23 protein-coding genes are annotated in these 25,380 nt (G+C 45.7%); 13 read left to right on the top strand and 10 right to left on the bottom strand.

All coding sequences use genetic code 11. The features are described from left to right. The first annotated feature begins 51 nt into the window (after positions 1-51). The 7 genes from AC0VYG_RS20380 to AC0VYG_RS20350 all read left to right on the top strand — a co-directional run bounded on the left by AC0VYG_RS20380 (position 52) and on the right by AC0VYG_RS20350 (position 5,893). Positions 52-531, top strand: a complete 480-nt coding sequence (locus AC0VYG_RS20380; protein ID WP_475429717.1) for a redoxin family protein — start codon at positions 52-54, stop codon at positions 529-531. Between the two features lie 333 nt (positions 532-864). Further along, complete coding sequence (locus AC0VYG_RS20375) at positions 865-1,878, top strand: amidohydrolase family protein (RefSeq protein WP_475429716.1); 1,014 nt, start codon at positions 865-867, stop codon at positions 1,876-1,878. Positions 1,879-1,910: 32 nt separating this feature from the next. Further along, positions 1,911-2,588, top strand: a complete 678-nt coding sequence (locus AC0VYG_RS20370) for a 4-carboxy-4-hydroxy-2-oxoadipate aldolase/oxaloacetate decarboxylase (RefSeq protein WP_475429715.1) — start codon at positions 1,911-1,913, stop codon at positions 2,586-2,588. Then, on the top strand, positions 2,581-3,669 hold the full coding sequence (locus tag AC0VYG_RS20365) for a 4-oxalomesaconate tautomerase (RefSeq protein ID WP_475429714.1): 1,089 nt from the start codon (positions 2,581-2,583) through the stop codon (positions 3,667-3,669). Before AC0VYG_RS20370 ends, AC0VYG_RS20365 begins: the two co-directional genes overlap by 8 nt. A gap of 56 nt (positions 3,670-3,725) precedes the next feature. Beyond that, positions 3,726-4,601: an amidohydrolase family protein gene (locus AC0VYG_RS20360; RefSeq protein ID WP_475429713.1), complete on the top strand. Its 876-nt coding sequence runs from the start codon at positions 3,726-3,728 to the stop codon at positions 4,599-4,601. Between the two features lie 78 nt (positions 4,602-4,679). Beyond that, positions 4,680-5,042 (top strand): protocatechuate 4,5-dioxygenase subunit alpha, encoded by a 363-nt coding sequence (locus AC0VYG_RS20355; RefSeq protein WP_475429712.1) that lies wholly within the window; start codon positions 4,680-4,682, stop codon positions 5,040-5,042. Next, positions 5,042-5,893 (top strand): class III extradiol dioxygenase family protein, encoded by an 852-nt coding sequence (locus tag AC0VYG_RS20350; RefSeq protein WP_475429711.1) that lies wholly within the window; start codon positions 5,042-5,044, stop codon positions 5,891-5,893. The genes AC0VYG_RS20355 and AC0VYG_RS20350 overlap by 1 nt, the downstream gene beginning before the upstream one ends. 140 nt (positions 5,894-6,033) lie before the next feature. Here the strand turns inward: AC0VYG_RS20350 and AC0VYG_RS20345 are convergent, their stop codons facing one another. After that, positions 6,034-7,353: a methyl-accepting chemotaxis protein gene (locus tag AC0VYG_RS20345; RefSeq protein WP_475429710.1), complete on the bottom strand. Its 1,320-nt coding sequence runs from the start codon at positions 7,351-7,353 to the stop codon at positions 6,034-6,036. A gap of 301 nt (positions 7,354-7,654) precedes the next feature. Between AC0VYG_RS20345 and AC0VYG_RS20340 the strand changes: the two genes are divergently transcribed. Beyond that, positions 7,655-8,218 carry a methylated-DNA--[protein]-cysteine S-methyltransferase gene (locus AC0VYG_RS20340; RefSeq protein ID WP_475429709.1) on the top strand — a complete coding sequence of 188 codons (564 nt, stop codon included), beginning with the start codon at positions 7,655-7,657 and terminating at the stop codon, positions 8,216-8,218. Here the strand turns inward: AC0VYG_RS20340 and AC0VYG_RS20335 are convergent. Next, positions 8,193-9,146: a LysR family transcriptional regulator gene (locus tag AC0VYG_RS20335; RefSeq protein WP_475429708.1), complete on the bottom strand. Its 954-nt coding sequence runs from the start codon at positions 9,144-9,146 to the stop codon at positions 8,193-8,195. The two genes, AC0VYG_RS20340 and AC0VYG_RS20335, sit on opposite strands and share 26 nt — an antisense overlap. Before the next feature lie 201 nt (positions 9,147-9,347). Between AC0VYG_RS20335 and AC0VYG_RS20330 the strand changes: the two genes are divergently transcribed. Further along, positions 9,348-10,763, top strand: coding sequence for an acetyl-CoA carboxylase biotin carboxylase subunit (locus AC0VYG_RS20330; protein ID WP_475429707.1), 1,416 nt, complete (start codon positions 9,348-9,350; stop codon positions 10,761-10,763). Positions 10,764-10,781: 18 nt separating this feature from the next. Beyond that, positions 10,782-12,593: a sodium-extruding oxaloacetate decarboxylase subunit alpha gene (gene oadA, locus AC0VYG_RS20325; RefSeq protein ID WP_475429706.1), complete on the top strand. Its 1,812-nt coding sequence runs from the start codon at positions 10,782-10,784 to the stop codon at positions 12,591-12,593. A 128-nt stretch (positions 12,594-12,721) separates the two neighbouring features. Here oadA and AC0VYG_RS20320 read toward each other — a convergent pair whose 3' ends face one another. The 3 genes from AC0VYG_RS20320 to AC0VYG_RS20310 all read right to left on the bottom strand — a co-directional run bounded on the left by AC0VYG_RS20320 (position 12,722) and on the right by AC0VYG_RS20310 (position 16,260). After that, the gene (locus tag AC0VYG_RS20320; RefSeq protein WP_475429705.1) at positions 12,722-13,711 is read right to left on the bottom strand and encodes an aldo/keto reductase; all 990 of its coding nucleotides are present in this window, start codon (positions 13,709-13,711) and stop codon (positions 12,722-12,724) included. Positions 13,712-13,827: 116 nt separating this feature from the next. Then, the gene (locus AC0VYG_RS20315) at positions 13,828-14,775 is read right to left on the bottom strand and encodes a Gfo/Idh/MocA family oxidoreductase (protein WP_067019142.1); all 948 of its coding nucleotides are present in this window, start codon (positions 14,773-14,775) and stop codon (positions 13,828-13,830) included. 267 nt (positions 14,776-15,042) lie between these two features. After that, a complete protein-coding gene (locus AC0VYG_RS20310) occupies positions 15,043-16,260 on the bottom strand; it encodes a LysR family transcriptional regulator (RefSeq protein ID WP_475429704.1) in 1,218 nt (405 codons plus the stop codon). 241 nt (positions 16,261-16,501) lie between these two features. Here AC0VYG_RS20310 and AC0VYG_RS20305 point away from each other — a divergent pair, with 241 nt between their 5' ends. From AC0VYG_RS20305 to aroQ, 3 genes are all read left to right on the top strand, one after another. Beyond that, complete coding sequence (locus tag AC0VYG_RS20305) at positions 16,502-17,356, top strand: shikimate dehydrogenase family protein (protein ID WP_475429703.1); 855 nt, start codon at positions 16,502-16,504, stop codon at positions 17,354-17,356. Between the two features lie 109 nt (positions 17,357-17,465). Further along, entirely contained in the window at positions 17,466-18,398 is a 933-nt protein-coding gene (locus AC0VYG_RS20300) for an AEC family transporter (protein ID WP_475429702.1), read from the top strand. 19 nt (positions 18,399-18,417) lie between these two features. Next, positions 18,418-18,873 carry a type II 3-dehydroquinate dehydratase gene (aroQ, locus tag AC0VYG_RS20295; protein WP_475429701.1) on the top strand — a complete coding sequence of 152 codons (456 nt, stop codon included), beginning with the start codon at positions 18,418-18,420 and terminating at the stop codon, positions 18,871-18,873. Between the two features lie 93 nt (positions 18,874-18,966). Here aroQ and AC0VYG_RS20290 read toward each other — a convergent pair whose 3' ends face one another. From AC0VYG_RS20290 to AC0VYG_RS20270, 5 genes are all read right to left on the bottom strand, one after another. Then, a complete protein-coding gene (locus AC0VYG_RS20290; RefSeq protein WP_475429700.1) occupies positions 18,967-20,481 on the bottom strand; it encodes a tripartite tricarboxylate transporter permease in 1,515 nt (504 codons plus the stop codon). Positions 20,482-20,488: 7 nt separating this feature from the next. Beyond that, the gene (locus AC0VYG_RS20285) at positions 20,489-20,992 is read right to left on the bottom strand and encodes a tripartite tricarboxylate transporter TctB family protein (protein WP_475429699.1); all 504 of its coding nucleotides are present in this window, start codon (positions 20,990-20,992) and stop codon (positions 20,489-20,491) included. Positions 20,993-21,096: 104 nt separating this feature from the next. Beyond that, complete coding sequence (locus AC0VYG_RS20280; RefSeq protein WP_475429698.1) at positions 21,097-22,089, bottom strand: tripartite tricarboxylate transporter substrate binding protein; 993 nt, start codon at positions 22,087-22,089, stop codon at positions 21,097-21,099. A gap of 327 nt (positions 22,090-22,416) precedes the next feature. Continuing rightward, a complete protein-coding gene (pepQ, locus tag AC0VYG_RS20275) occupies positions 22,417-23,709 on the bottom strand; it encodes a Xaa-Pro dipeptidase (protein ID WP_475429697.1) in 1,293 nt (430 codons plus the stop codon). Between the two features lie 486 nt (positions 23,710-24,195). Next, positions 24,196-25,227, bottom strand: coding sequence for a GyrI-like domain-containing protein (locus AC0VYG_RS20270; protein ID WP_475429696.1), 1,032 nt, complete (start codon positions 25,225-25,227; stop codon positions 24,196-24,198). Positions 25,228-25,380 lie beyond the last annotated feature (153 nt).

Raw genomic sequence — 25,380 nt, 5'->3', positions numbered from 1 at the left:
GCTATTTATTTGTTGTAGGATAGCGTTCGTTAATTCTTTGTGGAGAAAAGCATGGCAATTCAAGTCGGTGATATGTTACCCCATGGCCAGTTCCAAGTAATGGGCCAAGAAGGTCCAGAGAATATAGATGTGACAGAGTTTTTCTCTGGAAAAAGAGTCCTGATGTTTGCTGTCCCTGGCGCGTTTACTCCAACCTGTAGCGCTAGTCATTTGCCAGGTTATGTGGTGCATTATGAGGCAATAAAAGAAAAAGGTATTGATGAGATTGTTTGTCTTTCCGTAAACGATGTGTTTGTCATGAATGCTTGGGGAAAAGCGAACAATGCTGAGTATTTGGTGATGGCAGCAGATGGGTTGGCCGAGTTGACTTGCTCAATGGGCTTAGAATTGGATATTTCACCCGCAAAAATGGGGATTCGCAGTCGTCGTTATGCCATGTTAGTCGACAACGGTATTGTGCAACAGCTTTGGTTGGATGAGCCAGGTGAGTATAAAGTCAGCTCCGCTGAGTACGTGCTGTCTCAGTTATAAGCGAGTACTGTTAGAGGCGATAAGTGTGCCTATATCATTCAAAGGATTGGAAAAACCGCTTCATGAGTAAGCGGTTTTTTTATGCCTGATTGTTGGGAAGTGCAGTGACTTTTAGTAGGCCCCATGTGTAGTGTAGCCAGCTCAGTATTAGAAAAACGCAAGTTAACACTATATCAAAATGCAATACCGTTGTGTTCAAATTGAAATAGCCAAAGGGGCTCCAGAGCGAAATACTCTTTGTTAAGTGATGCATTGGTTTAAACGGCTGAAAGTATGCTTTCTTCACCGTGTATCAATGCTTGTTATCTTAATATAAGAAAAGAGAAGAGTAGCATGATTATAGATTGCCATGGACACTACACCACCACACCACCAGGCGTTGGTGCTTATCGAGATAAGCAAAAAGAGCAAGTTGCGAAAGATCCGGCTTTTGTTGGCGAAAAGGGTAAGGTAGTCGTCTCTGACGATGAGATCCGTGAGAGTATCATTAATAATCAGCTTCGCTTGCAAAAAGAGCGTGGCACAGATCTGACGATTTTTTCACCGCGTGCTAGCTGGATGGGCCATCACATTGGCAATGAATACACCAGTCAATATTGGACTGAGCACCAGAACGATTTAATTCGTCGTGTTTGTGATCTGTTTCCTGACAACTTTGCGCCAGTGGCACAATTACCACAATCCCCAGGGGTGGATCCTGCTAAGTCGGTTGGTGAAATTGTGCGTACGGTAGAGCAAATGGGCTTTATTGGCATCAACTTGAACCCAGACCCAAGCGGCGGTTATTGGCAAGACAAATCCTTAGCAGATCGTTCCTTTTATCCTATCTACGAAAAAATGTGTGAATATGGCATTCCAGCCATGATCCACGTCAGTGCTGCTTGTAATGATTGTTTCCATACTACTGGTTCTCACTATTTGGGTGCGGATACCACAGGCTTTCAACAGCTGATGATGTCGGATGTTTTCAAGGATTTTCCAGATCTAAAAATCATTATTCCACATGGTGGTGGTGCGGTGCCTTACCACTGGGGACGCTTCCGTGGTATGGCACAGGATAAAGGGTTTGATCTGGCGGAACGTGTATTGAATAACATCTATTTTGATACCTGTGTGTACCATCAACGTGGTATCGACCTTTTGTTAGACATCATTCCAACGAAAAATATTCTGTTCGCTTCGGAGATGATCGGTGCAGTACGTGGTATTGACCCAGAAAGTGGTCATTATTACGACGATACTAAGCGTTATATTGATAACAACACTGTGCTGAGTGCGGCACAGAAACAAGAAATTTTTGAAGGCAATGCGCGTCGCGTCTATAGCCGTTTAGCAATTAATGGCTAGTCATCGTAATCCGAGCAGATGAGGAGAAGATCATGCGGAATAATATTGTAGTGCAGCATATTGAGCGTGCAGACCAAGAAGTGATTGACGGTTTGGCAGAATGCGGCGTGGCGACAGTTCATGAAGCACAAGGGCGTGTGGGGTTGTTAGCCCATTATATGCGTCCTATTCAACAGGATGTGTCAGTGGCTGGGTCTGCCGTGACGATTTCTGGTGCAGCAGGGGATAACTGGATGATGCACGTTGCGATTGAGCAATGCCAAAAAGGTGACATCATGGTGTTTGCGCCAACGTCGCCGTCTAATCACGGTTTTTTTGGTGATCTATTAGCGACGTCTGCACAATCACGTGGTGTGGTGGGCTTGATCATTGAAGGCGGAGTTCGTGACACGAGAGACTTGCGCCAAATGAAGTTTCCCGTTTGGTCCAAGGCGATCTTTTCAGAAGGGACGATCAAAGAAACCGTTGGCTCTGTCAACGTGCCTATGGTCTGCGCTGATGCCTTGGTAAACCCTGGCGATGTGATTGTTGCAGACGATGATGGCGTGGTCGTGGTGCGACGTGAAAGCGCTGCGCAAGTGCTAGAGCTGGCACGTAAGCGTGTGGCAAATGAAGAAGCTAAGCGTGTGCGTATGGCCAATGGCGAGCTGGGATTGGATATTTATGAAATGCGTCCTCGCTTAAAAGAAAAGGGTTTGAAATATGTCTAAGGAAGCCAACCTCATAGACAGCGCACCTTGTATGTGGATGCGTGGCGGCACGTCAAAAGGCGGCTATTTTTTAGCCTCGGATTTACCTGAAGAAACCGACGCTCGCGACCAGTTTTTATTGCGGATGATGGGGTCGCCGGATGATCGTCAGATTGATGGTATGGGAGGTGCGGATCCACTTGCCTCTAAAGTGGCGGTAGTGAAACCGTCCCAGCGTGATGATGCGGATGTGGATTACCTGTTCTTGCAAGTCTTTGTTGATCAGGCCATCGTCACAGATGCACAAAACTGTGGCAACCTGCTTGCTGGGGTTGGGCCATTTGCCATTGAACGAGGCTTAGTTGCTCCTCAAGAAGGTGAAACGACAGTACGTATCTTTATGGAAAACACAGGGCAGGTCGCGACGGCACAAGTGTCAGTGAAAGAAGGAAAAGTATGCTACCAAGGTCGTGCGAGAATTGATGGTGTACCCGGTTTTTCTGCCGCTGTGCCTATTACCTTTAATGATACGGCAGGTTCTAGCTGTGGGGCGTTATTACCGACTGGCAATGTGGTCGATGTTATCGATGGTATTGAAGTCACCTGCATTGATAACGGTATGCCCGTTGTGGTGATGCGCGCCTCGGATATGGGGATTACTGGAAGTGAAACACGGGAAGAGCTGGAAGCGAACGAAGCGCTGCGCGCTAAACTCGAATCGATTCGCTTACAAGTGGGTCCAATGATGAATTTAGGCGATGTAAAAGACAAATCGGTGCCGAAGATGACAATGGTCAGCGCGCCAATGAATGGGGGCGCGATTTCTACTCGGACATTTATCCCTCATCGCTGTCATGCGTCGATTGGCGTCCTTGGCGCGGTGAGCGTCGCCACTGCTGCTGTGCTAAAAGGCGCTCCAGCGAATGATGTGGTGAGCTATGAGACAGGACCGACTATGTCCTTGGATGTGGAGCATCCGATTGGTGCTATGACCGTGATTTTAAACCAAAAAGACAATGGCGAAGTGAGCTCTGCTGCGATTTTACGCACAGCCAGAAAATTGTTCGATGGGCAGGTGTTTGCCCATGATAACGGTTTATAAAGAATGGCGCCCTGTAATGAACAGCCTTAAACAAATATTAAAATAGGTAACAGATCATGATGGACAAAGATTACATTCCTTTTCATCCTAACCCAAGTAAGCCGAACTTTCGTGTGCCTGAAGGTTCGGTAGACGCCCATTGTCACGTGTTTGGTCCAGCGGATAAATTTCCTTACCACCCAAAACGCAAATATACCCCGTGTGATGCATCAAAAGAGCAATTGTTCGCGTTACGTGACCATTTAGGCTTTTCTCGAAATGTAATTGTTCAGGCATCTTGCCATAGTACGGATAACTCTGCCTTGATTGATGCGCTTAATTCGGCTGGAGAGTTGGCACGAGGCGTCGCGTTTGTGGATGACAGCATTACTGAGGCAGAGCTGAAAGAGATGCATGAAGCAGGTGTTCGCGGCGTGCGTTTTAATTTTGTAAAACGCTTAGTAGACAGTACACCTAAAGAGGTTTTCTTTGCGATTGCTGACAAAATCCGACCTTTAGGTTGGCATATTGTTGTCTACTTTGAAGCGGCGGATCTTGAGGAGCTGATTCCTTTCTTAAAAGCGTTAAATACCACCATCGTAGTCGATCATATGGGGACGCCAAAAGTCGCTAATGGTGTGGATCATCCGGATTTCCAGCGTTTTGTGAACTTCATGGCAGACAACGATAATGTTTGGTGTAAGGTGAGCTGTCCTGAGCGTTTAACACAGCATGCACCGGACTATTCTGATGTTTACCCATTCGCCCGTACCTTGGTAGAGAAATTTCCAAACCGTGTGTTATGGGGAACCGATTGGCCTCACCCAAATATGAAAGTAGAAGCGCCGAACGACGGGCATTTGGTGGATGTAATTCCGCACATAGCGCCCACTAAAGAACTGCAACAGGCCTTGTTAGTGGACAATCCAATGGCGCTTTATTGGGCGGAATGATTCCCAGGGGTGAGTAAGACGTGCTTTATGGTATGGATTGATAAAGCAGATAACAGAATAACAAGAGGTGTGAATATCATGGCAGAAAAAGATCCAACTCAGCCTGTCCCAGGAACTTACCTGTTTGATGGGAAAATGGCCAAGAAGGGCTACGGGCTGAACAAAATGTGCTACTCCTTTAATGAGCAAGCGGCGCGTGATGAGTTTAATAAAGACCCAGATGCTTACTGTGCCAAGTTTGGTTTGACTGAAAAACAGATCAAAGCCATTCATGATCGCGATATTATTGGTTTGCTTCAAGAAGGTGGTAGTATTTATTACGTGGCGAAGTTTGCTGGTCTTCTTAAGCTGAATATGCAAGACATCGGGGCCATTCAAACGGGGCTAAGTTTGGATGAGTTTAAGGCATTGCTGGTTAAAAATGGCTCAGGAGAAGCATAATGGCAAATATTATTGGCGCAGTGACCACCTCTCATATTCCTGCCATTGCCAATGCAATGGCAAATAAGCAAGAAGATACGCCCTATTGGAAACCTTTTTTTGATGGTTATCCACCTGTACGTAAGTGGTTAAACGAAAAGCAACCGGATGTGATTGTCTTGTTTTATAACGATCACGGTCTTGAGTTTTTTATCGACAAAAAGCCGACGTTTGCCATTGGTGTGGCGGATGAATACCATAATTCTGACGAAGGGTGGGGCATTGCGACCATCCCACCGGTGACAGGTGAATCAGAATTATCTTGGCACATTGCTAATAGTCTAGTAGAAGACGGTTTTGATATGACGATCTGCCAAGAAATGAAGGTTGATCACGGTCTGACTGTTCCTTTGAGCCTGATGTGGCCAGGTAATAATTATGGGCATGTGAAAGTGATTCCTGTGTGTATCAACTGTGAGCAACATCCGATGCCGCAGCCGTGGCGCTGTTTTGAATTAGGTAAAGCCATTGGTAAAGCCATTGAATCTTATGATGAGGACATCACTGTTGCCATATTTGGTACGGGTGGTTTGTCTCATCAGTTAGATGGAGAGCGAGCAGGGATCATCAATCGAGAGTTTGATCTTGAGTGTATGGACAAGCTGGTCAGTGACCCAGAGTCGTTAACCAAGTATAGTAATCTGGAGTTGGTTGAGATTGGTGGTGCGCAAACCGTTGAGCTCAATATGTGGATTGCCATGCGCGGAGCGCTACGAGGTAAAGTCACCGAGCTTCACAGAAATTACCATGCCCCAATATCCAATACCGGATCCGGCGTGCTTTTATTAGAGCACGAGATGCCTAGTAAATAGGTTCTTCTTCTAATATAAGCAAGCATGATGAAAGTGCGATTAAAAGCACAATGAAGCAAGATGCGATAGGTCGGATAGGCTTATCGCATCTTTTTTTAGCGTGTTTTTTCGTTGGCGAGTGTGAAGCCGTAAAGTCACAACTACCGTGATGTATCGAGCAATCGGCTAACAGTACTGGATACATGTTCTGCCCCTTTGAGGATTTCATCGATAATCCCCGCCGCTTCGTTAATCAGTTGAGCGTTTTCTTCTGAACGACCATTCACTTCACTCATGCTTGCTTTGGCTTGGCGAGTCAGGACGCTGTTTTGTGCCACCATCTCTTCGATTTCTACCGTCGATTTACTGGTCCGAGACGCTAGTGTCCGCACTTCATCAGCCACTACCGCAAAGCCCCTGCCATGCTCTCCTGCTCGAGCCGCCTCAATGGCTGCGTTAAGAGCCAATAAGTTGGTCTGGTCGGCAATCGAACCAATGGTGGTGACAATTTTAGCAATACTTTCGGATTGCTTGTTTAGCTGCTCAATTAGCTCTGTCGAGGTGTCGACATCCTTAATAATTTGGTTGGATGTATCAACAGTGCGTTTGAGTATTTTCGCACCATTCTCTGAGACTTGAGCCGTTTCTACCGACGTTGCGTGAGCGACTTCGGCCGCATGTTGTATGGCCATCTGCTCGTTGACTCTGTCGGTAATGTCGGTCGCAATTTTAATCACCTTAGTCACATTCCCATCGTCATCAAAAACGGGGTTATAAGTCGCTTCTAACCAAACAGATTGTCCTTGTTTGTTAATGCGCTCGAATTGGCCCGAGTTAAAATGGCCCTGTGACAAAGATGACCAAAAATTGGGGTGGGTGTCATAAAATTTATCGTTACAAAAGATGCGGTGCTTTTTACCTTCGATCTCATGTAGTGAATACCCCATGGTTCTAAGAAAGTTGTCATTGGCGGTTAATATGGTGCCATCTGTCGTGAACTCAATCAAAGCGGAGGAAACATTCAAGGAACTTATAATCGCCTTTTGATCATCTGCTTCATTTTTCTTTTGTGTTACATCAGTGGCAATTTTCACCACTTTTGTGACCTGGCCATCGACTGTGACGGGAAAGTAAGTGGCCTCTAGCCAGATTGTTTGGCCTCCTTTGGTGAGTCGCTTAAAGGTGCTCTGATGGCTTTTTCCACTATTCAGTTTTTCCCAAAACTCTTTGTATTCGGGGCTTGTTGTGAATTTTTGGGTACAGAACATGGCGTGTTTCTTGCCGACAATTTCATCCAAACTATAGCCTACAGACTTAAGAAAAAGGTCGTTCGCATTGAGTATGGTGCCATCTGGAGCGAAACTAATTGTCGCGCAGTATCGGCTCATAGCATCCAAAAATGCCGAACCTTCAGCGGCGATTCTCTGTGTTTCAAAGAGTGCTTCCTGTTTTTGTTGTTTGCTCTTGCTATTGAACATCATAGTATCACCTTCTTTAAGTTTGCATGGCTGTACTGCGTCTTGTAGGCTATTTCCTACATTCAGTTTACGTGTTTCGACCTTTTTTTCAGTTAACTAACGTAGGACATTTGTTATTAGTGTGATGGAGAAGTGTAAAGAGATTTTTCTCTCTTCACTGATACGCGTGAAACGGGAAAAAAGATTGGTTTTGTGGCTATCGTTTAAAAATCCAATCTTATAGCTTCGCTGAGACGGGTAATGTTATGAATGCTGTATAATCCTGTGGCAAGGTGATGCGTAACAAGTTAACGTGAGGTTGCAAATGCGAACCATGACTGTCAAAGAAGAGCAATTGTTCTATGTGATCGAACAAACATCCTTGGGCCACTGTTTATTATTAGCAAGTGATCAGGGATTACGCAATGTGAGTTTTGCTGATGATATGTCTGCTTTGCAGCAGGAGCTGCATCTTACTATGCCGAAGGCAGTATTGAAAAAGGTTGGACAGTATAAAGAAGGCTCTGCCATCGAGCCGTATTCCGCTTGGTTTGATTGTCTTCTGGATTACTTTAATGAGAAGGGAAACTTAAGAGATAGTTCAATCCAGCATTTACCTTTAGATCTCCAAGGGACCGTGTTCCAAAGACAAGTATGGCAAGCCTTACAAACCATTCCTTACGGGGAAACACAAACCTATAGTGAGTTAGCTGAACGAGTCGGCCGCCCCAATGCGACCAGGGCAGTTGCTAATGCTTGTGGTGCAAATCGTCTGGCGGTGTTGATTCCGTGCCATCGCATTGTGCGTAAAGGCGGAAATCTTGGTGGCTATCGTTGGGGAATCGAGCGTAAAAAACAGCTGCTCAATCGAGAGTTATCTTGCGTTTAAACATCTGCTCAAACTGTCCTATATTCTGCTGTACGTAGTCAATAAAAGACCGCATGGTGGGGGTTGGATGTTGCCCTTGTGGGCTGACTAAACACCAAGACCGACGCAGCGGGAAATCCTTCATGGGTAATTCTACTAAACTTTTCAGCTTTAACTCGGCCAGTATTCCAAAGCGAGGCAAAACCGCGACACCTAAGCCTGCCATTACCGCATGTTTAATGGCTTCGTTGGAACCCATTTCCATTTGATGGGTAAAGCGAACGCGTTGCTTTTGACAATGTAATTCCAATGCTAAACGGCTGCCTGAGCCGGTTTCCCGCAGTAATAGGGTGTGTTCTAAAAACTTTGCCAGCGTGATTTCTTTTTCTTGCAACAAGGGGTGGTTAGGTGGGGCAACGGGTACTAGCTCATTGTCCAAAAAAGGCAAGCTCAACATGGGCTTATCGTTAGGTACCATGCCCATAATGGTCAATTCGTCGCGATTTTTTTCGAAGCGCGCAATGGCCTCGGTTCGATTGACCACTTTCAATGAAACCGTCACGTTAGGATGAAGGCTGGTATAGGCACGTAATAAGTGTGGGACGATGTATTGGGAGGTGGTTACCGCGACTAACTTTAGTTCCCCAGAGACTAATCCCGTATCGTTCATCAGATCGTTTTGAAAACGTTCAACTTCATCAAACACAGAAAGGGTGCATTGTGCCAAGCGTTTGGCGATGGCAGTACTGTATAACTGGCGACCTACGTATTCAAATAGCGGTTGTTCAATGACCTGTTCTAATTGTCGAATTTGGTTACTGACTGCCGGTTGGCTTAAACCAAGCATGTCCCCAGCACGGCTATAACTGTTCAGCTCATAGACGCACTTGAAAACTTGCAGCTGTCTAAAGGTGAGTCGACTGGCGAGATAATGGACATTGGATGACATGCTTGCTCCCATTTTATTGTTATCTATCACGTATACCTTATAGATAATGCCTGAAATATCAATTTTTACTTTGGTTATTCTTTGAGTAGGCTAGTCATTCAGAGGCCTTTGCACGGTGACTCTGTTTGCTGAATCTAGACTCGTCTTGGTTTCGCCCACAACGTTTTACTCAGATCACATATAACAAGAAAGGAGTGATCCATGTTGAAGAAAGTGTTGATTGCCAACCGTGGAGAAATAGCGGTTCGCATAATACGTGCGTGTTCAGAGGCAGGTATTCGCTCAGTGGCGATTTTTACTGAGCCAGATCGTTATGCTCTGCATGCTAAGCGCGCTGATGAGTCTTACTCTCTAGGGGATGATCCACTAGCGGGGTATTTAGACCCATTACGACTTGTCAATTTAGCCGTCGAAACAGGCTGTGATGCCATCCACCCAGGTTATGGCTTTTTGTCTGAAAATGCTCACTTTGCGCAGTTGTGTGAACAAAAGGGCATTATCTTTATTGGACCAAAATCCAGTGTCATTCATAAAATGGGCGATAAAACTCAAGCCCGTGATAGTATGCGCGCCGCTGGAATTCCGATTACCCCTGGCTCAGAGGGTAATCTTGCCGATTTAGAGGAGGCTTTATCCTTAGCGGGTAAAATCGGTTATCCGGTTATGATTAAGGCGACATCGGGAGGGGGCGGTCGAGGCATTCGTCGTTGTGATACGCCTGAAGAACTAAAAAGCCAATACCCACGAGTGATTTCAGAAGCCACTAAAGCGTTTGGATCGGCTGAAGTCTTTTTAGAAAAATGCATTGTCGACCCTTGTCATATTGAAGTGCAAATTCTAGCCGACTCCCAAGGCAATGTGATCCACCTTTTTGAACGTGACTGTTCCATCCAACGACGCAATCAAAAATTGATTGAGATTGCTCCCAGTCCACAACTTACCCCAGAGCAGCGCCAGTATATCGGTAATCTCGCCGTCAAAGCCGCCAAAGCGGTGGGTTACGAAAACGCGGGAACGGTTGAGTTTTTGCTATCGGGTAACGAAGTCTACTTTATGGAAATGAACACCCGAGTGCAGGTGGAGCATACCATTACCGAGCAAATTACAGGAGTGGATATTGTTCGTGAGCAGTTACGGATTGCCGCTGGATTGCCCTTGAGTTTTCGCCAAGAAGACATTCATTTCCGAGGTTTTGCGATGCAATTTCGCATCAATGCAGAAGATCCTAAAAATGATTTTTTGCCAAGCTTTGGGCGTATTACCCACTACTATGCGCCAGGTGGTCCAGGGGTGCGCGTGGATACGGCGATTTATACCGGTTATGAAATCCCCCCTTACTTTGATTCCATGTGTTTGAAGTTGGTGGTTTGGGCGCTCACTTGGGAGGAAATGATTGCCCGTGGTCGCCGTGCGATAGACGATATGCGTCTGCACGGGATTAAAACCACGTCAAATTATTATCAAGAAATACTCAAGCACCCAGATTTTGTCAAAGGCCAGTTTAATACAGGCTTTGTGCCAGCTCATCCAGAGTTACTAAATTATTCCGTTAAACGTCACCCTAGCGACATTGCACTGGTATTAGCCGCTGCCATTGCTGCACACGTTGGTCGATAATCCGCAGGAGGAAGGAAAATGAGTCAAGTAAAAAAAACAAAAATCGAAGTCACTGACGTCACGCTGCGTGATGCACACCAATCTCTCATTGCCACTCGCATGCGCACAGAAGACATGCTGCCAATTTGTGAAAAGCTTGATCAAGTGGGCTTTTGGTCTTTAGAAGTTTGGGGTGGGGCGACCTTTGATGCGTGTGTGCGATTTTTAAAAGAAGACCCATGGGAGCGTCTGCGTCAGTTACGGGCAGCACTGCCAAATACTCGCTTACAAATGTTGCTAAGAGGACAAAACCTACTAGGTTACCGTCATTACGCCGATGATGTGGTCGAAGCCTTTGTGCAAAAATCAGCGGACAATGGCATTGATGTATTTCGTGTTTTTGATGCGCTTAATGATTTACGCAATATTGAAACGGCCATGAAAGCGGTCAAAAAAGCCGGTAAACATGCACAAGGGACTATTTGTTATACGACCAGCCCGGTACATACTTCGGCACTGTTTGTTGAACAAGCTAAAGCCATGCAAGGGATGGGGGCGGATTCCATTGCGATTAAAGACATGGCTGGCTTGTTGACGCCTTATGCGACTTACGAATTGGTTAAAGCGATTAAAGACGCAGTCGATCTGCCACTGGTTGTACACAGCCATTCAACGTCAGGCCTAGCGCCTTTGTGCCAGTTAAAAGCAGTGGAAGCAGGGGCAGACCGAATTGACACGGCCATTTCTTCTTTTGCGGGCGGCACCAGCCACCCAGCCACAGAATCCCAAGTTGCTGCGTTGAAAGGCACGGATTACGACACTGGGTTGGATCTTGTTTTACTGTCAGAGATTGCTGACTATTTCCGTGAAGTTCGGAAAAAGTACCACCAGTTTGAAAGCGAATTTACCCGTGAAGACGTGTCTGTGCAGATCAACCAAGTACCAGGCGGCATGATGTCTAACTTAGCGAACCAGCTAAAAGAGCAGAATGCATTAGATAAAATTCGTGATGTCTTTAATGAAATTCCTCGGGTGCGGGAAGATCTTGGCTTTCCACCTTTGGTGACTCCGACGTCGCAAATTGTAGGGACTCAAGCGGTCTACAATATCCTGGCAGGACAGCGCTATAAAACCATCACGAATGAAGTGAAACGGTATTTGCTAGGCGGCTATGGTAAGCCCCCAGCACCAGTGAATGCGAGTGTTCAGAAAAAGGCCGTGGGTAATGAGCAAGTTAACGAAGCTCGTCCAGCGGATGCGTTAGCGCCTGAGTTGTATAAGTTACGCAAAAAGATTGGTGATTTGGCAAAAAATGAAGAGGATGTACTAACGTTTGCCATGTTCCCAGAACTGGGGCGTGAATTCTTAGAGCAACGGGCCGATGGCACATTGCAGCCCGAAGTGCTTCTACCGCCAGAACAGGCGGGCAATGCGGCATCGTCTGGTGGGCTTGCCACGGAATTTAAAATCGACGTTCACGGTGAAGTCTACGATGTGGCGATTACTGGCGTGGGTGACTTTGGGGTAGGTAAGCGCAAACTGTACCTTTCTCTTGATGGCATGCCAGAAGAAGTGGTGTTTGAGTCGTTGAATGAGTATGTTTCAGAAGGCAGCAGTGGTCGTTCGAAAGCCACAGAGCCAGGCCATGTCAGCGCGGCCATGCCGGGTAACATCATTGATGTGCTGGTGGCGGAAGGGGATACGGTAACTGCCGGGCAAGCGGTGCTGGTCACCGAAGCCATGAAAATGGAAACCGAAGTTCATGCCAATGTGGCTGGGACAGTGAAAGCGGTGCATGTCAAAAAAGGTGACCGTGTTACTCCTGGCGAAACGCTTATTGAGATTGTTTAGATTACAGACCCAGACCCCCTCCCAACCTCCCCCTCAATGAGGGGGAGGTGTAGTGGTCAACCCCTTTGACAGGGAGAGGATCTTAAACGTTCCCTCCCCTTTTTAAGGGGAGGGCTAGGGAGGGGTAATTATTGGGTAGCGAATTCTTCTGTATCGATATCCGCTTGCAGGGCTGGGCTATAACGAGGGCCAAACACGGTATTTTGGTTAATCATTTCATCAAGCTGTTGCATTTGTTTACTGTCCAGATTAATGCTGCCCGCATCAAAGTTATCTTGCATATGATGAGCAAAGCGGGTACCTGGAATCGGAATAATGTGTTCGTCTTTCATGCAAGTCCACGCAAGGGCGAGTTGGGCAGGTGTACAGCCAATGTCTTTCGCCATGGCAAGAAAATCTTGCAATAGTTCGATGTTTTTTGGGTAGTTTTCGGGGCTGAAACGAGGCATCTTGGTGCGAATGTCGTTTTCTACCAGTTGCGAGATGTCGGTAAGCTCGCCACATAAGTAACCACGAGCCAGAGGGCTAAAGGCAACGAAAACAATATCGAGGGTTTTCGTGGTATCCAGAACGGCGATCTCTGCGTTACGAGACCAAAGAGAGTATTCTGTCTGAACGGCCGTGAGTGGGTGCTCTTTATGGGCTTTTTCTATGGTTTTAGCGGACACTTCGGATAAGCCAATACCACCAATTTTTCCTTCTTTAACCAAATCACCAAGTGCGCCAACGCTTTCTTCAACAGGGACATTAGGATCTAAACGATGTAGGTAGTATAGGTCGATGTGCTCAGTTTGTAGGCGCTTTAGGCTCTCTTCACATTGTTTGCGAAGAACGTCAGGGCGACCATTGATAGCACGTTTACCGTCTACACTGGCCATACCGCATTTGCTGGCAAGGAAAAACTCATCTCGGCGATCCTTTAAGGCTTTGCCTACAAGCATTTCATTTTTTCCACCACCGTACAGCGTGGCGGTATCAAAGTGGCGATAACCCATTTCAAAGGCTGCTTGCAGGGCTTTTATACCGTCTTCTTCTGGTAGTGATGTTCCATAACCGTGGGAAAGATTCATACAACCTAAGCCAATGCTTGGGTTCATTAAGTGTGGATGCTTCGACATTCTTTACCTCTTTGTTTTTGACGAGTCGCGCGACCTACGAGGTTTTAATCTAGCGCTTTAGTATACAAATGAAAACAGGGAGCGACGGCTCCCTGTTGTAAAAACGCACTTTATCCTTACTCTTCAAGGCATTTTTCAAGACGATAAAGGGTTTCCATGGCCTCGATGGCTTGGGTGACGCACGCATTAGGGGCGCGGCCTTCTTCAATAGCAGAGATAAATTCACGATCTTGCAGCTCGATGCCGTTGTTGGAAACGGCGACGCCGCTTAGGTCGATCTTATTATCATTACCATCAAAGAGATCATCGTAACGGGCGATATAGGTACCATTATCACAAATATAACGGAAGAAGGTACCAAATGGCCCATCATTGTTGAAAGATAAAGACAGGGTACAAATGGCGCCATTAGGTACTTTCATGCCAATGCTCATGTCCATGGCAATGCCAAGCTTAGGATGGATTGGACCTTGCAATGCTTGTACTTTGCTGGCGGTTTCGCCTGTTTGATATTGGAATAAATCCACAGTATGGCAAGCATGGTGCCACAAAAGATGGTCAGTCCAAGAGCGCTCTTTACCTAAGGCATTTTTGTTAGAACGACGGAAGAAATAGGTTTGTACATCCATTTGTTGGACATTTAATTCGCCAGCGTCGATTTTGTTACGAATCCACTGATGAGACGGATTAAAGCGGCGAGTGTGTCCCGCCATGGCAACAAGACCGGATTTTTTCTGTGCTTCAACCACTTTGCGAGCGTCTTCAATGCTGTCTGCCATGGGGATTTCGGACATGACGTGTTTGCCTGCTTCCAAACATTGAATGGTTTGTGAAGCGTGTAATTGGGTTGGTGTGGCTAAAATGACTGCGTCGACATCCTCTCTGGCCAAGCTTTCTGCTAAGTCGGTTGTGTAGTGAGGGACACCACGCTCTTCGGCGAAGGCTTTGATGGCGTCGATTTTCGTACCGACGACAGAAACGACTTCAGATCCTTCTATGGCAGCGATGGCGTCCATGTGTTTCATGCCAAAAGCACCGGAAGCACCTGCGATACAAATTCTCATATTCTACTCCTGACTTGCGAGTCGTTATATTGTGATTTGAAACAATCGTGTAAAGGTCTCCGTATATTAAAAAAGAGACGATTTGGAGATCCGCTGTTTCGTTAGTTTTTTGCTTTGTCTGACTTTGCTTGCGCTATCAGGCAATGATTTCAGAGTAAAACTCCGTCTCTTTTGCTTATCCTAACCAATTTAACATTCAGCGTTGTGCTGGGATAATCAAATAACCGCATGAGGTATTCAATTTTTGCAATGCATAAGTGGATGACATTAGCGGAATGCTTCGCAGACATCTCTCAACATGCTTAAAAAATGTGACTGAGTTGTCGTGGGAAGCCAGTTTTTTCTAAGACAAAGGCCAATGGGGCGGCGTGTATGTTCTAGCGGATAGGGGATGATTTTTAATAAGCCGATATTGATTTCTCGCTCCATCTGATGGGCAGAAATAAGCGTTAATCGGTCACTTTCGAGCAGTACTTCGCGGGTTAGAATCTGCGAACTGGATTCCACAAAATGAGTGGGGAGGGCCACATTCGCATCTTGAAAAATGTGTTCAAACGCTTGCCTTGTGGGGGTGCCTTGTGCCGGAACCACCCAAGCATACTGAGCCAATTCCTCGGCCGTGACTTGGTTGTCACGACGAAATAATGGATGATTTTGTTTGGCAATAATGGACAGCGGTGGTGACCATAGCTCTTCTTGAACCACATCGTCGGCGGGAAGCGGGTAACGCAGTGCTCCCAAAATCATATCGATGTCACCCTGACGAAGATGGTGAAGTAGGTCATTATAGGGGCCTTCGGTAATATTGACATTCACATCTGGGTGACGCTCATTAAAACGCAAAATGGATTTTGGCAAGATGGTGGTGCGTGCTAATGGCATGCTACCAACGGCAATGGTGCTGACATCTCGACACTGTATGGTGTTGATTTCGTATATTCCCTGACGCAACTCACTAAACGCCAGTTTACTTGCTTTAGATAGATGACGTGCGGATCGGGTGGCATGGATGCCTAGGCTGTTTCTCTCAAATAAAATAACCGTTAGCAGTCGTTCTAAATCTCGTGCGGCCCGGTGCACGGAAGATTGGGAGACGCCTAGATTGCGGCTGGCAATACTAAAGTTTTGTGCTTCGCAAACGGCAACCAGTGCTTTCAATTGGGTTGTGCTAATAAGGGCCAGCATGTGCTTTGGATCGGCTTCTTTGATATTGTTTTCTTTTGCGATATCAATTAGAGCCATGAGTATGTGATCCACGGCTCTTGACACTCGATCATTCCAAACTTTGCCACAATCCGTTGGATACATGCCATCAGAGTGACGCTCGAATAACGCGGCCCCCAGTTGACTCTCAAGTTTCGCGATGGCTTGGGTTATCGCAGGTTGGGATAAAAAAATGTAATCAGAAGCACGTGTGATACTTTTGTACTCGGTCACCGCCAGGAAGACACGTAAGTGTCGTAAGTTTGGTATAGGCATTTCCATACATTCATCACAGGCTATCAAGACTAGATGCAATTACTATATCAAAAATGAATAGCAAAGGTACACAAAGATAAATGACCTTACATCAGGTAGTTATCGTAACGATAAGTTTTTGATTCTTAACGATACCGAAATTTTCATGATTCACCTGCACTGCTTAGTATATGATTTTACTATTGTTACCGATGGTTAGAGAGTCGCTTGCTTTCTGTTTATAGAATCGCTTTATTAAGGTAAATATATGATAAATCTTGGTCTCATCGGGCAAGCCATTGCCGCTTCTCGTGCTCCCTCCTTACACATGATGCTGGGGGAATTGCACCAGCTACCGGTTGATTATCAATTACAGGTGCCTGAAGACAGTACCGCAGAATCCTTTCGAGCAAAACTGGCTGAGATTCAAGGGAAGGGCTTTGTCGGAACCAATGTGACCTTTCCTTACAAGCAAATTGCCATCGATAGTGCCGACGAAGTCAATGAGGCGGTAAGAAAAGTAGGCGCGAGCAACACTTTATTACTAAAAGATGGCAGGGTATGCGCTTTTAACACCGATTACACTGGGTTTATTCGCGGTTATCAAGGACGTTTAGGAGCGCTGCCAGCAGGCCAAGTGTTGATGATTGGTGCCGGAGGCGTCGGGCGAGCAATTGGCTTTGCCTTGTTTGATGTGGGGGCGACGGAATTGCTGGTGACCGATTTAAGTGAAGAAAGTGCCTGCTCTTTGGTTAAGGCGCTTCATGAGGCTGGATATAAAGCACGTTATGTCGCTATAGAGGACGCTTCTAGGGCCGCAGCGCAAGTGGATGGCTTGGTGAACTGTACGCCAGTTGGTCACCATAAGACACCGGGATTGCCGCTTGAGGCTAACGCCATTGGTGGGCAAAAATGGGCATTTGACGCGGTTTATACACCAATGGATACTGAGTTTTTAGTCGAAGCTCATAGCAAGGGATTAAAAATTGTTTCGGGCTTTGATTTGTTTTTTTACCAAGGAATTGATGCATTTGAAATCTTCACTGGTATAAAGGTGACGGATGTGATGCCCGTATGGCATCAGTTTAGAGAAACCTTCAATGTCACCAGCGAGTTAATTTAAAGAGCTTAACAATCAGACCATCACCACAGTCTTCTTATCAAGCAGGTGAAAAGTTGGTTATTATGCTTGCCCTTATGATTGCGCCACCTGCCTATAAGGAGTGTGGATTATGGAAGCTGTGTTAAACATTACTGCGCCAATTTTCTTTTTGATTTTGCTTGGCTATCTTGTGGTGCGTTTTGGGTTATTGCCCGCCATGTCGCTGCCTGGCTTGAGTCGCTTTGTTTTGTACTTGGCACTACCGGCGTTGATGTTCACTAAGATATTGCATATGGATCTGGCGAAATCCATTAATATTGGTTATATGGCAGTGTACGCGGCGGGTGGTTTGATCACGCTAACCACCACTATTTTTGTCTGTCGTTGGTTCTTTAAGGATAACTGGGTCGCATCGGGGGTAAGGGGCTTGGGGGCGACCATGCCAAACAGTGCCTTTATTGGCTTTCCTGTATTATTGCAATTTTTCCACCATCCGCCGACACAAGCCTTTACGATGAGTGTTATGGTGGAAAACATCATCTTGATGCCATTTGGGCTGAGTTTTGTTGAAGCGATGTATGGCAAAAACAGCACGGGCGGTGGTCGTATTGTGTTACCCATTCTTAAGCGGGTGATTTCGCATCCCATTATTTTATCGGTGTGTGCCGGATTGATTGGTTCATCGATTGGTTTTTCTTTGCCAGTATTTTTGTCCCGTGGGTTGGATATGCTGGCACTTGCCTCCGCGCCTGTGGCGTTGATTGTTATCGGCGGTTCGTTGGTTGGAGTGTTGGTCAAAGGAAATCTTAAGCAAATTGCCTTGGTGGCAACGGGGAAATTGATCTTTTTTCCATTTGTCGTGATGATGTTGCTATTGTTGACCCCGAATTTACCAAGCGAATTAAAAGCCTCCGTGATTGTCTTTTCTGCCGTCCCTATGTTTAGTATTTATCCTATTATTGGCGATAAATACGGTGAACGCAGCTTTTGCTCCAGTACTTTATTGATCACGACGGTGGCTTCCTTTTTCACATTAAGTATTATCTTACGTTATTTTGTTTAATTTATTGGGAGTAACAGCGATGTCGACCATCATGGTGTTGAACGGGCCAAACTTGAATCTACTAGGTAGCCGTGAACCAGCGCAATATGGCTATGAAACCTTGACTGATGTGGAAGTCATGTGTCGAGATGCGGCGAGCGTATTAGGTCATGACATCGATTTTCGTCAATCGAATCATGAAGGGATTTTGATTGACTATATTCATGAGGCGGGACGACGCATTAAAGAAGGCGAGATGCTAGGCGTCGTGTTTAATCCTGGTGCTTATACTCATACTTCCATTGCCTTGCATGATGCAATTAAAGGCGCAGAGGTACCTGTGATTGAAGTGCATATATCCAATGTGCATGCTCGGGAAGCATTTCGTCATCATTCTTATATTTCTTCCGTGGCTGCAGGCATTGTCGTTGGCATGGGAGTGCAGGGGTATGTGTTGGGCATCCAAGGGCTGGTCCATAAGTTGAAGCAAGTTTGAGAAGACGCTTGTCTGTTTACGCGGTGAATGGTTGGACGTACCTTGCACTAGTGGTTCTGAATATAAGTGCGGGTACGTCCAAATAGCCGATAATCAGGTTGATGATTTTTTACGGAATAACCTTGGTTTGAGCATTTTTGTCCAAATCGGTGTTTGCGTGAAGAAAATCCAGACAATGGCTAAGAAAAGAACAGTAGACAATGGGCTTGTGAAAATATGAGCAAAAAATGGCCCCAAATCACCACGCTCACTTAAGATGGCGCGCCGCCAGTTCTGATCGGTTAATGAACTCAAAATTACCCCTAGAATCACTGGGCCAACAGGGAAACGGTAAAGGCGCATAAAGTAGCCTAATATACCGAAGGCCAGCATCCACCAGATATCGACAATCGAGTTGTTGATGGCGTAAGACCCAACGATCGACAGTAAAAAAATAATCGGAATTAAAATACCTTTTGGGCACTCGACGATCTTAGAAAAAATCTTAATGCCTGTTAGGCCAAAGATCAGTACGAAGATATTCGATAGGGTTAAATTGCCCACGGTGAACCAAAACATATGGGGCTGTTCAGTCAACAATAACGGGCCGGGGTTTAAACCATGGATAAATAGGGCGCCGATAAAGACCGCCGTTACGGCATCTCCTGGGATACCTAATGTCAGCATGGGAATATAGGCCCCACCGACGGCGGCGTTGTTTGCCGATTCCGGCGCGATTAATCCCTCTTTTGCTCCTTCCCCAAAGGGCACTTTGGGGTTTTTAGTAATGCGTTTTGCATGGTCATAGGCCATTAATGCGGCAATATCACCGCCCGTGCCAGGCAAAGCACCAATAATGACCCCTAACAGAGAGCTTTGTAAGCTCAAGGGTAAGTACTTTTTAAGGTCTGATAACTTTGGCAGGATACGGTTAATTTTTTGTTTGACCACTGTCTTGTCCATATAGTGCAGTTGATGCAGTGCTTCACCTACACCAAACATGCCGATCATTACCGCTACAGGATTGATACCATTCCATAGGTTCACATCGCCAAAAGTAAAACGCTCTTGTGCGGTCATCGGATCAAGGCCAACGGTACCGACCAACAGGCCAAGTGCGCCGGCAAAAATCCCCTTGGCTAAGCTGCCGCCAGATAGTGAGCCAACCAAGGTGATGCCGAGAATACCCAGCATCATATAATCCCGAGGCTGGAAGGTGATGGCAAACTTACTGACCGTTGGTGCAGCAAGGGCAAGCACAATGATGCCAACAAAACCACCGATAACTGACATGACAGTCGATAAACCAATGGCTTCACCAGCCAGACCTTTCTGAGCGAGCGGATAGCCATCCAGTGCGGTTGCAATAGCAGAAGGGGCGCCTGGAATATTCAGCAAAATCGCGGTTCGGGAGCCCCCGTACACGCCACCCATGTATACACCGACCATTAGGCAAAGGGCGTTATTCACTTCCCATGAAAAGGTAAAAGAGATAAGAATGGAGACGGCCATGGTCACAGAAAGGCCTGGAATGGCACCAATATAAATCCCTAAAAATGTCCCTAATGCTGTGAGTCCAAATAATTCAGGCGATACCCATGAGGTAGCGAAATAGCTTAAAGCATCCATTGTGTGATTAGCTCCACAGTGACTTGATGACAGCGATGATTCGATCTTCTGGGACAATACCTTCGGGAAGAACGACTTGGAAAATCAGTCGGAATACAATATACACCACGACGAGCGTAATAAGAGACAGAGCAAAGGTGTAGAAAGGGCTCCGTCGATGCAGTATTTGTATACAAATAAAGAGAAAAGCAAAACTTGTTAGAGTAAAGCCGACACTGTCCAGTAATACGGCGTATATCAGGATAATGGCCATGATAATGGCAACAACGGGTGGTAAACAGTGGTAAAAAAAGCGCATCCCTTGCGCTTTAGGGGTTCTTAACGTCTTCACAAAAATAAAACAAGAAGCCAACAACATCGCGAAGGATGCGGCCATAGGGAATGCCCCAGCAGAGCTCATGGAGGAGAAGCCTGCGATTTTGTAAGCCTGCCAAAAGACAAAAACACTAAACACAACCAACAGCAAAGAAAAAACTAACTCGCCTGGCTTACGTAGAGATGGGCTGGACATATAGACTCCAGGTTATGCCAATACAAGGAGAGTCGTGCAAGAGCGACTCTCCTGTTTGATGATGAGTGAGATCATCAGCGTGATATCTCACATCGTTCGCAGTATTAAGGTTTTGGAATATCGAATTTAGCCGGGGAGATTTTCGCGACTCCGCCATCGTATGCTAACCAAGAGGAGGTTGAGCGATAGGAGTCCAAGAAGTTTCTTGCCTTTTTACCACTGATATTCAAAATACTGTAACCACGCTTATCCATAAGTTTAACGAAATCAGGATTCAACGCGGCTTCGTGGAACGCAGTTCGTAGTTTTTGAACCGCTACCTTAGGTGTGCCTTTTTTCACGAACACGCCAAAAAAAGGACCCCAAGGCAGATATTTTTTCATTCCTGGCAAGGTGTCTGTCACGGGTTTTATGTTGGGCAGTAATTTATTGGGCTCATTATCAATCAGCCCAATGACCTTCATACGACCTGCTTTCACTTGCTCAATGGCGGCTCCTAATACGGCGGGCATGACATCAATGGCACCGCTTTGAATCGCGGTTAACGCTGGGCCGTCGCCATTGTAAGGAATACTAATGTAATTCATTTTAGTTTGTGATTTGAGCATGGCAAGCACCAGTGACGTCATCCCGCCTTTGCCTGTTGAGCCTATTTTTACTTGGTTTGGATGGTTATGAATATAATCCAGAAATTCTTCCATGTTGTTATAAGGCGCGTTGTTATTGGCAACAATGATTGGCGTGCCACGGGCTAAGATATCAATGGGGATCATATCGCTGTAGTCGATCTTACCCAAGCCTAAGACTTTATACATCTGTGGGTTTTCAGCCCCCATGAGCAGGGTGTAACCGTCGGCGCGTTTAGCGTAAACATACTTGGTGGCAATCGCCCCCACACCACCTGTTTTGTTGGTGAGAATAATGTCTGTACCGAGAAGTTTTTCGACATGTGGCGCGATGGAACGCATGACCGTATCCGTTGAGCCGCCAGCTCCCCATTGGATAATGCCTTGAATGTCTTTGTCAGGGTAGGCAGCAAAACTTGCCGCTGAGGATAGCGAGAGGGCCGCGAGTAGTGTAAGTACTGTTTTTTTCATGGGGTCTCCGGTTAGCCTTATGCAAAATAAATGAGCTAAGGTCAAAACGTTTATTATTATTTTTATTTACCCAAATGGGGTAAATAATCGGCAACGTGGATTACTTTAGCTTAAGAGTCGTGAATGAGAAAAGAGTTTATCGATTCCAAAACTCGCGAATTTTATACTATTTTAGTAATGGATAATCGATAAACGTCCACATTTTTAGTAGAAACTCACCATAATCGCAACAAAAAAACTATTTACTTCGTTTGGCTAACCACCACAAGCGATACTATTACTTCTGTTCCAGAATCGCGTCGCTTGTGGTTTATAAGGCTTAATGATTTACGCTTCGTATTCAGAGAAGGCTTGCCTAGTTAAATTAACCGATGCTGTTGCTTTGACAACGATATTGTCCTCAATACGAATACCACCGTAGGGAATGAACTGCTTAATGAGTGCCATATCACACCCATGTTGTGGTATCTCAGCCTGCATTTTGTCCAACAGCATGGGGATAAAATATAGGCCTGGTTCGATGGTGAGCACCATGTTTTCTTCTAATGTACGGGTCAGTCTTAAGAAAGGCGCATTCGCATCAGGCTCACGACGAGTGCCTAACACATCCTGATGAAAGCCACCTACATCGTGCACCTGCAACCCTAACAAATGTCCAAGGCCATGGGGGAAGAAGGTTTGTGTAATACCTTTTGCGATTTGTTCGTCTGCACTCAACGAGCAAATTTTATGATCCTGGAGAATACCTGCAATGGTTCGCAGAGCCCCTTGGTGGAGTTCAGGATAGGAGGTGCCAGACAAGGCTTTTTTTGCCATTTCTTGCTCGGCACTGTCCAGACTTTTGACCAAAGCTCGGAACTCATCGTCTTGTTTGGTAAAGGTGCGTGTTATATCACTGGCATAACCGTGCTCCGTGGCGCCAGCATCAATCAGCAAGGTTAGTGGATTGGCGCTACGATCAAAGTCTTTGTGTTCATAATGCAGCACCGAAGCATGTTCGTTGACGCCTATAATGCTAGGGTAAGGCTCTTGGTTGGCGGTTTGTTGGCTGGCTTGTAAATAGGCCAAATGAATTTCAAATTCACTCAAGCCATTTAAAAAGGCATCTCTTGCGGCAAGGTGACCTTTTGCACCACGGACGCTAGCACGTTGAATAGCGGCTATTTCATAAGGGGTTTTCACCGCTTTGGCAAAATCCACATAGGTATTGAAACCTGGGATAACATGAGCAAAATCTTGTGGTTCGGGGCCAAGCCAGGCACATTTTTCTGGTAAACCTTGAAACCATTTATCGTCACGACGGGCGGGGGTAATGTCCCAGCTATCCTGCCACTCACCAGCGGGAACGGGATTTGGTGCGTGCCAAAAATCATCACGAACCGGCCACACAATACGCGGTTTTTTGCCTGCTTCAATGATGAGATAGGTTTCTGCACTCAAGGTAAATGGAAGCCATTGTTGGGCACCTGAGTAACTATGAAAGGGCGCTGTATGGTCGTCTTGGAAGTAATATTGTTTATGACCTGACGCCAGTATTACGGCATCACATTGGAAGTGTGTTAAGGCGGCTTCATAGCGTTGTTGTAATACAGTGAGATGGTCCTGATAGAGAGTTGTCATCGTAATCGGCTCTTATTCGTTTAAAAGGTATTTGCTACGTATGCTTAAAGCGTAATGCTCGCTACCCTTGATCCATCAAGAATGCTCAGCATCATGTGTTGGGGGGCGTTAATGATTAGCATACTCTAAAGGAATAGGGCATTTATATCTAGAACCGCAAAAAAGTCCCAAATATGGGCATGATACAGGGGAAGGGCTCTATTGTTGATTAGACCGAAGCTTTGCCCACAGTTTAGTTTTTTCAACCTGTTTATAGACAACATCTGCGACTAAATAACTTGAGGAAACGGCCAAAAAACCTAATAGCCAACTATTATTTATATGGAAAAGATGTTTAAAAACATAGAAAAAGGCAATCGTAAGTATTAACTCAAATGCGCGGTCTATAAACCAGAGCTGGTGGTCAGAGATCATCATTTTTCATCCTTAAAGTGAGTAGATATTAGACTTCTTTATTCTCGATTTTACCCTTAACGAATAAAAAAGCTACTTAATTGGTAAGCATACCTTTGTAACGTACTCTTTTGGGCTGTTGGTTTGGCCTGGTCCCATTTCGTAGATCTCTATACTCGGGTGCTTTTTATCTGGTCGATGGCCTTGTAAGCGCATCATGTTGTAAATCACATGCCACGCCAGAGAAAGATGTTGATAGCTACCATGGTAGAGTAATTGCAGGTATGTTCCGTTAAGGGTGATCCGTTCTGGGTGCAGGTCGCAGGGCTCTACATTTTGTACTAATACCCCCAGAACGCCTTCAAAGTCATGATGAATCGGGTCGGCTTTGCTATAGAGGGTAAATCGATGACCCGTTGTTGGGTTTTGTGGGCCAAGAGCCGTGAATAAATCGTGAAAGCCCTGTTCTATTTTTTGTGGGATGGATTGATCTTTTGCCGTAAAGGGGCGAGTAACCGCATCGAAATGACCAAGTTGCTTGGTGTCTAAAAATGTGTAGGAAGGGTCTGAAAACTCGTAATCCGTGCGTTGGCTGTATTGAACCAAATGAGCGTTTAATCGTAATAGGGAGAGCTCAAGGTCTTTGTTAGCACGAATTTTTAGAAGGGCCGTTTTGTAACGCAATAGAAAAGGGACGCTTCCCGTGAGTTGCAGGTTAATTCCCGTATGGGAGCCTTGTTTAGTAAGGTCGATACTAAGAAACACATCCTTTGGATAAAACGCATTGGCCTCGATGACAGCATGACAGTAGCTGGCGCTGGGGCGAGCCGGTTTCATGAGAATATACCCTTCTTTAATGAGTTTACCTTTCCAACTTAAGCATGAGGGTAACAGGGTGGTTTCTCCAGCGTGGGAGTAGTCATAATGCACTTTTGTGTTCGGTTCAAAGAGCAGCCAAGGTATCCATTGTGGCCAGTTGCTTAGATCTTTTAGGTTTTCTGATACGATGTCAAAAGGCAGGTCAATAACGAGGTTTTGTCTCGCAAAAAATCGGCCTTTAAAAAGATAACTGTAGCCAATGGCCAGACAGGCCAAAGCAATAATAAAGAGAAAGCCTAGCAACATGGTGTCACTCCTTGTTATATGGCGTTGTTATGTTAATTAAGAAAAGAGAAAAAGCGTCTAAACTTAATAGATAAATAAATACCATGAGCGGAATGAACTTATGGCGATTTTTTTGTCTACTATGAATATATTTAGCAGGGTGATGGTGCTTGC

Source organism: Marinomonas sp. 63XJN7_7_ISO-PGPR-S23-202, assembly GCF_056173505.1.
This window is presented reverse-complemented; position numbering and strand designations above follow the sequence as displayed.